Source organism: Pseudomonas sp. TE3786 (assembly GCF_054057335.1).
This window is the reverse complement of record NZ_JBSRZF010000021.1, coordinates 85,495-94,265: the sequence shown is the minus strand read 5'-3', so window position 1 is coordinate 94,265 and position 8,771 is coordinate 85,495. Positions and strand designations below refer to the sequence as shown.

The window sequence follows — 8,771 nt, the reverse complement described above, 5'->3', positions numbered from 1 at the left end:
ATCGGTCCCCCGATCAGCCAGGCGGCAAGCCCGGCCCAGGCGCTGGCAGCGGTGGTGGCCGAGCTGGCTTAGGCCTGCACACCGTCGTCCCAGCGTAGGCTGGGACCCAGAATCTCGAAGGGAACGAAATCGGTCGTACGACACACCAGCCTGGGTCCCAGCCTGCGCTGGGACGACAGTGGTTTACTTGTGAATACGGTGGTCTGGTAATCGGTCCCCCGATCAGCCAGGCGGCAAGCCCGGCCCAGGCGCTGGCAGCGGTGGTGGCCGAGCTGGCTTAGGCCTGCACACCGTCGTCCCAGCGCAGGCTGGGACCCAGAATCTCGAAGGGAGCGAAATCGGTCGTACGACTCACCGGTCTGGGTCCCAGCCTGCGCTGGGACGACAGTGGTTTACTTGTGAATACGGTGGTCTGGTAATCGGTCGCCCGATCAGCCAGGCGGCAAGCCCGGCCCAGGCGCTGGCGGCTGTGGTGGCCGAGCTGGCTTAGGCCTGCACACCGTCGTCCCAGCGTAGGCTGGGACCCAGAATCTCGAAGGGGGCGAAATCGGTCGTACGACTCACCAGCCTGGGTCCCAGCCTGCGCTGGGACGACAGTGGTCTGCATGTGAAGACAGTGGTTACTTCTAACGCCCGATTAACGACATTTCCGCCTTTTTCCGTACTTTCGTTGTAGCTGACCGCTTTAGGCTGGCTATGCTCTTCGTGGAACACGTAAAAAGTGAAGCTGGTCACTATCGGGCTCTGGCGGTGTGCGTTGCCACCGGGGTTTAGAACAAGAAAGCCATGCCGTAGCTAGGGCTGCGAGCAGGCAAAACGGAGTGCGCTATGGCTACCGAACAGTTCGACGTATTGATTGTTGGCGCAGGTTTATCAGGGATTGGTGCGGCCTACCGGCTGCAGACCCTGTGTCCGAACAAGCGCTACGCCATTCTTGAAGGCCGTGCCGAAATCGGCGGCACCTGGGACCTGTTCCGTTATCCGGGGCTGCGTTCGGACTCCGATATGTTCACCCTGGGCTACCCGTTCCGCCCCTGGCAAGAAGCCAAGGCGATTGCCGACGGCGCCTCGATTCTGCAGTACATCAAAGACACCGCCCGCGAAGCCGGCATCGATCAGCACATCCGCTTCAAGCAGCTGGTCAGGTCGGCGTGCTGGTCGTCCCATGACGCCTTGTGGACGGTGCAGGTGCAGCACCCGGAAAGCGGGGCGCTGAGCACCTACCGGGCGAATTTCCTGTATGTGTGCAGCGGCTACTACGACTACGCCGGCGGCTACAGCCCGGAATTCCCGGGCAGCGAGCAGTTCAAAGGGCAGCTGATTCATCCGCAGAAGTGGCCGGATAACCTCGATTACACCGACAAGAACGTGGTGGTGATCGGCAGCGGTGCCACCGCCGTGACCCTGGTGCCGGCGATGGCCGAGCAAGCGCGCAAGGTCACCATGCTGCAGCGCTCGCCCAGCTATATCACCTCGCTGCCAGCCAGGGACGCGATTGCCGATTTCTTCCGCAGGCACCTCTCCGAACACCGCGCCCATAGCCTGGCGCGCTGGAAGAATGTGTTGCTCACTCAGGGTTTCTTCCAGTTCTGCCGTCGGGCACCCAACCTGGCGCGCAAGCTGTTGCGCTTCGGGGTGAAACGCGAGCTGCCCGCCGGCTATGCGGTGGACACCCATTTCAATCCGCAGTACCAGCCCTGGGATCAACGCCTGTGCATGGTGCCCAACGGTGATCTGTTCAAGGCGCTGAAAAGCGGCAAGGCCGAGATGGTTACCGAGCAGATCGACAGCTTTACCGAAACCGGCATTCGCCTGCGTTCCGGTGCGCAGTTGCCAGCGGACATCATCATCACCGCCACCGGCCTCAAGCTGCAGGCCTGCGGCGGCATGACCCTGGAAGTGGACGGCACACCGGTGCAGATCGGCGACACCCTGGCCTACAAGGGCATGATGCTCAGCAATGTGCCCAACTTCGCCCTGTGCGTCGGCTACACCAACGCCTCCTGGACCCTGCGTTCGGACCTGGCTTCGCGCTATGTATGCCGGGTGTTGAGCTATATGGACGAGAACGGCTACAAGATGTGCGTGGCCCGGCATCTTTCCCGTTCGACGGAGAAACGCCCGCTGCTGGATATCTCGGCCGGCTATGTGCTGCGCGCCGCCGACGTGCTGCCGAAACAGGGCCCAGGTGCGCCGTGGCAGCTCAAGCAGAACTACATCCTCGACCTGTTCAACCTGCGCTATTCGGCGTTGGAAGACGGCACCCTGACCTTTCGCCGCGATCCGGCGTTAGGCATGGCGCCGCGGGTGGTGGAGCGCGCGGCGTCGGCGGCGTAATTCTGCGAGCTGTTGATTTTCGTAGGAGCGGCTTTAGCCGCGATCCCTGGAAACGGCGAGATCAACAGCATCGCGACTGAAGCGGTGCCTACGCAGGGCGTTGAAGGACGATCACACCTTCACGCCCTGTTCCCGCAAGCGCTTGTACAAGGTATTGCGGCTAAGCCCCAAATGCCTCGCCAGGTGGGAGATATTCCCGCCGCACTGTTCGTACTGACTCTTCAAATCCCCATCGCCGACCCTTGGGTATTCCACCACCTTCGGTGCATCGCCCATGGGCAAATCGGCAAAAAAATCATCGGGCAAATGCTCGGCGCGAATCGGCTGGTCGTCGGCCATCGCCAGGGCGATCTGCAGCACGCTGCTGAGCTGACGCAGGTTGCCGGGCCAGGGGTGGCGCAGCAGCAGTTCCATTACCTCGGTGCTTAGCCCGGCCCATTGATAGGGTTCGCGATGGTGGTCCCACAGGCGCTGGATCATCGCCTGTTTGTCGGTGCGTTCGCGGAGCGGTGGCAGTTCCAGGTTGAGGCCGCTGATGCGGTAGTAGAGGTCCGGGCGGAACAGCCCGCTGTCCACGTCCTGGCGCAGGGCGCGGTTGGTGGCGGAGATCAGGCGGATATCCACGGGGTACAGCTCGCTGCTACCCAGGGGCTGCACGCAGCGTTCCTGCAAAACCCGCAGCAGGCGCGCCTGCACCCGCAACGGCATGTCACCGACTTCATCGAGAAACAGCGTGCCTTTGTGGGCCTTGCGGATCAGGCCGATGCTGCCTTTCTGGTTGGCACCGGTGAAGGCACCTTTTTCGTAGCCGAACAGTTCCGACTCCACCAGATCCGCCGGGATCGCCGCGCAGTTCACCGCGATCAGGCTTTGCTGGGCGCGGGAGCTGGCCTGGTGCAGGGCTTTGACGAAGACCTCTTTGCCCACTCCGGTTTCGCCATACACCAGAATCGGAATGTCTTTTTCCAGCAGTCGTTCGGCCTGACGCACGGCTTTGTCTACGCGCGGGTCGCCCAGGCTGATGGCGGCCAGGGTAAAGGGGCTTGGCGCCGGTTTGCTTGGCGCTTCGGCAAGGGGCGCGGGGCGGAAGTCGCGGGCCTGGATCGGGATCGGTTGCTGCGGGCGGCGGACCTGCGCATGGAAGCGGAAACGCCCGCCGGCGCGCAGGTTGAAGGGCAGATCCTGCGGCTGGTTGAGCAGTTGCTGCAGGGGAATATCGAACAGGCTTTCGATAGTCACCGCCGCCAGGCTGATGCCCAGCAGGCTGTCGGCGCGGCGGTTGGCCGACACCACCTGACCTTGCTCATCGAACACCACCAGACCGGCCCAGGGGCTGTCGAGGTTGTTCAGGCTGGTGTTGAAGGTGAGCTGGAAATAGCGCTGCTGGAACAGGTTGAGGATCAGCCGGTTTTCCACCGACTGGCTCATCATCTTCACCATGCCCAGGGTGTGGGAGGGCGGCAGGTAGCTGTCGCTGGACACATCGAGCACGGCGATCATCTGCCGCTGTTCATTGAAGATCGGTGAGGCCGAACCGGTCATGAAACGGTTGGCTTTGAGGAAGTGTTCGTCGTGCTGGATATGCACCGGCTGCGCGCAGCTCAAGGCCGTGCCGATGGCGTTGGTGCCGGTGTAGCGCTCCAGCCAGCTGGCGCCGGCGACAAAACCGGCGGCATGGTTGGGCTCGATAAAACGTTGATCGCCCCAGCTTTGCAGCACCTGGCCCTGGTTGTCGGCCAGCATGATCAGGCAGTTGGAGTTCGCCAGGATATTGCCGTAGTACGGCAGCACTTCTTTATGGGTGGTTTGCACCAGCGCCTGCTGGCTTTCCAGCAGGGCCGAGACTTCGCCGGGGCTGGGCTGGGTAAACACCGGCGTGCTCTGGTGCGTGAGGCCGAAGCTGCGGCAGCGCGTCCAAGAGTCCTGAATGATGGTGTCGTGGGGCAGGGCGGCTTCAGCCATGAGAGGGTCTCGCTTGGTTTTATTTTTATTCTCAGCCAGCTATCGACCGGTCTGCGCCGGGTCGGTTCAGTGTCGTTCATGACTGTTCAAAGTCAACACAGCGCACTGTTCAGTTGTTCACGTTTGAGTGTTCAAGGCTGTTCACGGGCATTTCTGTTAGTGGCGCTTGTCGCTGTTCAATGCCTTGATAAACAAGGAGTTGCGTCCAGCGCTCGGCGGTTGGCATAGAACTCGCTCTAGGAGATGGCAAAGGCCGCGCCAGGCCGCCAAGAACAACAATAAAAGGACGCTTTATGTCTTTGACCCTTGAGCATGTGACCAGGGTCGTCGATGGCATCAGCCATATTGACGATGCCTGCCTCAGCTTCGAACCCGGTTCGTTCAATGTGCTGCTGGGCCGCACGCTATCCGGCAAAACCAGCCTGATGCGCCTGATGGCCGGCCTGGACAAACCCAATAGCGGCCGCATTCTGATGAATGGCGCGGATATGACCAACGTGCCGGTGCGCAAGCGCAATGTGTCGATGGTCTACCAGCAGTTCATCAACTACCCAACCCTGACGGTGTTCGAAAACATCGCCTCGCCGCTGCGCCAGGCCGGTTTCAAAGACGCCGAAATCATCGACAAAGTGCATGCCACGGCAAAGATGCTGCGCATCGACGCGCTGCTCAAGCGCTACCCGCTGGAGCTCTCCGGCGGCCAGCAGCAGCGCACCGCCATGGCTCGCGCGCTGGTCAAAGACGCCTCACTGATTCTGTTCGACGAGCCGTTGGTGAACCTCGATTACAAGCTGCGCGAGGAGCTGCGCCAGGAAATGCGCGAGCTGTTTGCCGCGCGCCATACCATCGCCATTTACGCCACCACCGAACCCAACGAAGCCCTGGCCCTGGGCGGCACCACCACCATCTTGCATGAGGGCCGTGTGGTGCAGAGTGGCAAGACCGCCGACGTTTATCACCGCCCCCAGCAGGTGTTGGCTGCCGAGCTGTTTTCCGAGCCGCCGATCAATCTGATGCCGGGGCGCATCAGTGGCACCGAGGTGAGTTTTGCCGAGGCGGTGCATTTTCCGCTGAACCCGGATCTGCAAAGTATTGGCGAAGGTGAGTACCGCTTTGGCGTGCGCCCCAGCCATATCGGTCTGGTGCCGAGCAATGACGATGATCTGGAGTTGGCGGTAACCGTGGAGCTGGCGGAAATCAGCGGTTCGGAAACCTTTCTGCATGTGCGCAACGAGCAGTTTGTGCTGGTGTTGCATTTGCCCGGGGTGCACGAGTACGACGTGGATACCTCGATCCTCATCTATATCCCCACCCACAAGCTGTTTGTGTTTGCTGCCGATGGCCACCTGATCCAGGCCCCCAGCCGCCGTATCGGGAGGGTTGCCTGATGGCCGAGATCCGTTTGCACCACCTGGCCCACAGCTACAGCAAAACTCCCAACGGGCCGGACGATTACGCGATACGCGAGATGAACCATATCTGGGAGCAGGGCGGTGCCTATGCTTTGCTGGGGCCATCGGGCTGCGGCAAGTCGACCCTGCTGAACATTATTTCCGGGCTGCTCAGCCCGTCCGAGGGCGAGGTGCAGTTCGATGGCAAGGTGGTCAATCTGCTACCGCCGGAAGAGCGCAATATCGCTCAGGTTTTCCAGTTTCCGGTGGTGTACGACACCATGACGGTGTTCGACAACCTGGCCTTTCCCCTGCGCAACCAGGGTATGAGCGAAGCCAAGGTGCTGAGCAAGGTCAATGAGATTGCCGAGGTGCTGGACCTGCACCCGCTACTGCACAAAAAGGCCAAGAACCTTACTGCCGACGAGAAGCAGAAGGTGTCGATGGGCCGCGGGCTGGTGCGTGACGATGTGTCGGCGATTCTGTTCGATGAGCCGCTGACGGTGATCGACCCGCACCTGAAGTGGAAGCTGCGCCGCAAGCTCAAGCAGATTCACGAGCAGTTCAATATCACCATGGTGTACGTCACCCACGATCAGCTGGAGGCCTCGACCTTCGCCGACAAGATTGCGGTGATGTATGGCGGGCAGATTGTGCAGTTCGGCACGCCGCGCGAGTTGTTCGAGCGGCCGAGCCACACCTTTGTTGGCTACTTTATTGGTAGCCCGGGCATGAACCTGATCGACGTCACCCGCTGCGAGGGCGGGGTGCGGTTTGCCAACACCGTGTTGCCGTTGAGTGCCACGCTCAATCAGCGCCTGGCCGCACTGCCGGACGCCAGCTTGAAAGTGGGCATTCGCCCGGAGTTTATCCATATCTGGGATGGCCCTTACGACGATGCCCTGTGTGGCGAGGTGCAGCATGTCGAGGACCTGGGTACCTACAAGATCCTCACCCTCAACCTCGATGGCCAGCAGCTGAAAGTGCGCCTGCAGGAAGATCAGCCGGTGCCGCAGCAGCAGGTGTACCTGAGTTTTCCGGCGCAGTGGCTGATGGTGTATGCCGATGAGTACTTGGTTGATGGTCAGGCAGAGGTGACGCCATGAAGGTGCAAAACAACAAGGCCTGGTTTCTGGTGCTGCCGGTGTTTCTGCTGGTGGCCTTCAGCGCCATCGTGCCGATGATGACGGTGGTGAACTACTCGCTGCAGGACATCTTCGATCAGTCCAGCCGCTACTTCGTGGGTGCCGACTGGTATCGCCAGGTATTGGCCGATCAGCGTTTGCACGACTCGCTGCTGCGCCAGTTCATCTATTCGGCTTGTGTGTTGCTGATCGAAATTCCATTGGGTATCGGCATCGCCCTGTGCATGCCGACCAAGGGCAAGATGGCCTCGCTGGTGCTGATCGTGCTGGCCATTCCGCTGCTCATTCCATGGAACGTGGTGGGCACCATCTGGCAGATTTTCGGCCGCGCCGATATCGGCCTGATGGGCTGGACCCTCAACAAGCTGGGCATCTCCTATAACTACGCGGCCAATACCGGCGATGCCTGGGCCACGGTGCTGATCATGGACGTGTGGCACTGGACTTCACTGGTGGCGCTGCTCTGCTACTCGGGGCTGCGGGCGATTCCGGATGTGTATTACCAGGCCGCGCGTATCGACCGCGCTTCGGCCTGGGCAGTGTTCCGTCATATCCAGTTGCCCAAGCTGAAAAGCGTGCTGCTGATCGCGGTGATGCTGCGCTTTATGGACAGCTTCATGATCTACACCGAGCCCTTTGTGCTCACCGGCGGCGGGCCGGGCAATGCCACCACTTTTCTCAGCCAGACCCTGACGCAAATGGCCATCGGCCAATTCGACCTGGGCCCGGCGGCGGCATTTTCGCTGGTGTACTTCCTGATCATTCTGTTGGTGTCGTGGGTGTTCTACACCGCCATGACCCACAACGATAAAAACCGCTGAGGCCGACCATGACACTTAGAAAAAAAGTGCTGCTGGTGCTCTATATTCTGTTTTTGCTGGTGCCGATCTATTGGCTGCTGAACATGTCGTTCAAGACCAATAACGAGATTCTCGGCGGCCTGAGCCTGTGGCCAAGCAACTTCACCTTTGCCAACTACCATGTGATTTTCACCGACCCCAGTTGGTACACCGGCTACCTCAACTCGCTGTATTACGTGAGTCTGAACACGGTGATTTCGCTGACCGTGGCGTTGCCGGCGGCCTATGCGTTTTCCCGCTATCGCTTTCTCGGCGACAAGCATCTGTTCTTCTGGCTGCTGACCAACCGCATGGCCCCCCCGGCGGTGTTTCTGCTGCCGTTCTTTCAGCTGTATTCCTCGATTGGCCTGTTTGATACGCACATTGCCGTGGCCCTGGCGCACTGCCTGTTCAACGTGCCGCTGGCGGTATGGATTCTCGAGGGCTTTATGTCCGGTGTGCCGAAAGAAATCGATGAAACGGCCTATATCGACGGTTACAGCTTCCCGAAATTTTTCGCCAAGATTTTTATCCCGCTGATTGGCTCGGGCATCGGCGTGACGGCGTTTTTCTGCTTCATGTTCTCTTGGGTCGAGCTGTTGCTGGCGCGCACCCTGACCTCGGTAAACGCCAAGCCGATTGCGGCGGTAATGACCCGCACCGTGTCGGCCTCGGGTATCGACTGGGGCGTGCTGGCCGCCGCCGGGGTGCTGACCATTTTGCCGGGCATGCTGGTGATCTGGTTTGTGCGTAACCATGTAGCCAAGGGCTTTGCCCTGGGCCGGGTGTGAGGAACTGACGATGGAATGGATGGCCTGGACGACCCCGACCGCCGCATTTTTCGGTGCCATTGCCGTGCTGCTGGCGGGCATGACGGTGTGGGAGCTGCGCTCACCCTGCGTGGAGCGCCGTGGATTTCTACCGATTGCCACCACCCGTGGCGATCGCCTGTTTATTGGTCTTCTCGGAAGCGCTTACCTGCATCTGCTGGTGATTGGCGCGACTGAATGGAGCATCTGGGTGGCGAGTGCGCTGTCCCTGGTGTGGCTGTTGGCTGTGATGCGTTGGGGGTAGCCGGCGGGCGGGACGGAGCTGCC

7 protein-coding genes and 2 pseudogenes are annotated in these 8,771 nt (G+C 60.7%); 8 read left to right on the top strand and 1 reads right to left on the bottom strand.

Translation table 11 applies throughout. The features are described from left to right. Positions 1-203: 203 nt before the first annotated feature. The 3 genes and pseudogenes from ACVW0Y_RS20250 to ACVW0Y_RS20240 all read left to right on the top strand — a co-directional run. A pseudogene (locus ACVW0Y_RS20250) lies at positions 204-281 on the top strand (orotidine-5'-phosphate decarboxylase); the annotation flags it as partial. A gap of 131 nt (positions 282-412) precedes the next feature. Further along, positions 413-490, top strand: a pseudogene (locus tag ACVW0Y_RS20245) (orotidine-5'-phosphate decarboxylase); the annotation flags it as partial. Between the two features lie 338 nt (positions 491-828). Continuing rightward, positions 829-2,337 carry a flavin-containing monooxygenase gene (locus ACVW0Y_RS20240; protein WP_457440874.1) on the top strand — a complete coding sequence of 503 codons (1,509 nt, stop codon included), beginning with the start codon at positions 829-831 and terminating at the stop codon, positions 2,335-2,337. A 111-nt stretch (positions 2,338-2,448) separates the two neighbouring features. Here ACVW0Y_RS20240 and ACVW0Y_RS20235 read toward each other — a convergent pair whose 3' ends face one another. After that, positions 2,449-4,299, bottom strand: a complete 1,851-nt coding sequence (locus tag ACVW0Y_RS20235) for a sigma-54-dependent Fis family transcriptional regulator (RefSeq protein ID WP_457440872.1) — start codon at positions 4,297-4,299, stop codon at positions 2,449-2,451. 293 nt (positions 4,300-4,592) lie between these two features. Between ACVW0Y_RS20235 and ACVW0Y_RS20230 the strand changes: the two genes are divergently transcribed. The 5 genes from ACVW0Y_RS20230 to ACVW0Y_RS20210 are packed head-to-tail and all read left to right on the top strand — an operon-like array spanning position 4,593 to position 8,748. Next, positions 4,593-5,687, top strand: coding sequence for an ABC transporter ATP-binding protein (locus ACVW0Y_RS20230; protein WP_457440871.1), 1,095 nt, complete (start codon positions 4,593-4,595; stop codon positions 5,685-5,687). After that, on the top strand, positions 5,687-6,796 hold the full coding sequence (locus tag ACVW0Y_RS20225; RefSeq protein WP_457440868.1) for an ABC transporter ATP-binding protein: 1,110 nt from the start codon (positions 5,687-5,689) through the stop codon (positions 6,794-6,796). The genes ACVW0Y_RS20230 and ACVW0Y_RS20225 overlap by 1 nt, the downstream gene beginning before the upstream one ends. Beyond that, the gene (locus tag ACVW0Y_RS20220) at positions 6,793-7,656 is read left to right on the top strand and encodes a carbohydrate ABC transporter permease (protein ID WP_457440866.1); all 864 of its coding nucleotides are present in this window, start codon (positions 6,793-6,795) and stop codon (positions 7,654-7,656) included. Before ACVW0Y_RS20225 ends, ACVW0Y_RS20220 begins: the two co-directional genes overlap by 4 nt. Positions 7,657-7,664: 8 nt before the next feature. Continuing rightward, positions 7,665-8,465, top strand: coding sequence for a carbohydrate ABC transporter permease (locus tag ACVW0Y_RS20215; protein WP_457440865.1), 801 nt, complete (start codon positions 7,665-7,667; stop codon positions 8,463-8,465). A gap of 10 nt (positions 8,466-8,475) precedes the next feature. Continuing rightward, positions 8,476-8,748, top strand: coding sequence for a DUF2160 domain-containing protein (locus ACVW0Y_RS20210; RefSeq protein ID WP_457440863.1), 273 nt, complete (start codon positions 8,476-8,478; stop codon positions 8,746-8,748). The last annotated feature ends 23 nt before the right edge of the window (positions 8,749-8,771 follow it).